Origin of the sequence: Draconibacterium mangrovi, assembly GCF_010586825.1 — a bacterium.
In the GTDB taxonomy this organism is placed as follows: Bacteria; Bacteroidota; Bacteroidia; order Bacteroidales; family Prolixibacteraceae; genus Draconibacterium; species Draconibacterium mangrovi.
Genome location: NZ_JAAAGB010000022.1, coordinates 1 through 1,537, shown reverse-complemented (window position 1 = coordinate 1,537; position 1,537 = coordinate 1). Strand labels below are relative to the sequence as shown.

The following is a 1,537-nucleotide window of genomic DNA, read 5'->3' as shown; positions in this document are numbered from 1 at the left end:
TGACTGGATGGACTTTTGGGAACTTCCGGTAGGTTTTGTTTCACTTTTTCTGCCTTTTTCGACGGCAGTATCGATAAAGTACTTCCGTGCGAGCCTCCTTTAAACACCAGATCTTTGCTGTAAATGATTTTCCCAGGATTCAATTTTCGTGTTTCGATCTGACCTGTACTTGCTGCAGGAATTCCTTCTGCCAGTTCCGATTTACCATAATTCTCGGGCAGTTCGGGTTGATTGTTTACACCGTCGTACCAACTGATGGTAAGCGCCGGCATGCCTTTCCGTTTCGGGAATTTAAAATCGAGGGTGGTAGACTGCGGGTAAAAAAGCGGATTGTGACCTTCTATTTTTACCGGATCAACCTCGTAAGGCAAACCCAGATCCAAAAATTCGTGAACGGTATCGATGATATGAGCACCCCAGTCGCCCAATGCTCCCATACCGAAATCGTACCAGCAACGCCATTGTCCGTTTATAAAATCTTTGTTGTAATCGTGGTGCTGTGCCGTGCCCAGCCAGGTATCCCAATCCAGGGTTTCAGGAATTGGTTCAGCTTTTGGGAATGAAGTCATGCCGGTGTCCCAGCCATGCCATCTGCGGGCACTGTTCATGTGTGCCACTACTTTGGTTACGTCTTTTATAATGCCGTTCTCTACCCAGGTTTTAAATTGGAAATAGTTGCCTTCCGAATGCCCCTGGTTACCCATTTGCGTTACTACTCCATACTTTTTGGCTGCCTTCATTAGTAATTCCGATTCCTGGAAAGTACGTGTCAGTGGTTTTTCGGTATAGACACCTTTACCCATCGACATAGCCAGGATGGTGATCGGGAAATGCGAAAAATCAGGTGTTCCAACCACAACCGCATCAAACGACTTCGCTGCCTTATCGAACATTACACGGAAATCCTGAAACTGTGTTGCGTTTGGATTGGCTTCGATGGAGGCCAGCGTATGTTTGGCTCCCATATCGGTATCGCACATGGCAACGTTATTTACCATTCCGGTATTCATAAACGATCTTAGAATTTGTCCTCCCCGGTTTCCGATTCCACAAAAAGCCAGGTTCACTTTATCGTTGGGCATTACACGGCCCGGTTTGCCAAATACAACATGGCTTGGAACAATAGTAACTGCCCCGATTCCGAGCATCGAATTGCGTATAAATTTTCTTCTGTTTGTTTGCATTTTTAGTCGATTTAAGATTAAAATTTTGTGCTATAGTTTAGTTTAAATTAATCCAGTTCTTTAATTTTTATATTTCTGAACTGCACCTTGTCGCCATGGTCCTGCAGAAGAATATGGCCTTCTTCAAAATTTCCGAAATTTTCCCATTGCTGGTATTTGCTGTAGTTTACCAGCGCCTGCCACTGCTGGGTATTGCGTTCGTATTCAACTACTTTTATTCCATTCAGATAATGCGTTACATGATTGCCTTTTACTTCAACCCGTGCGCGGTTCCAGCTGTTTATGCCGTTAAATCGTTTCTGCTGGAGATTTGGATCATAAAACTTTCCGTTGGCCGGAATCAGATCGTAAAG

At 44.4% G+C, this 1,537-nt stretch carries 2 protein-coding genes; both read right to left on the bottom strand.

All coding sequences use genetic code 11. From position 1 onward, the window contains the following. On the bottom strand, window positions 1-1,184 hold a 1,184-nt coding region (locus G4420_RS23190), incomplete at its 3' end, for a Gfo/Idh/MocA family protein (RefSeq protein WP_163326333.1). A 47-nt stretch (window positions 1,185-1,231) separates the two neighbouring features. Then, on the bottom strand, window positions 1,232-1,537 hold a 306-nt coding region (locus tag G4420_RS23185), incomplete at its 5' end, for a 3-keto-disaccharide hydrolase (RefSeq protein ID WP_163326332.1).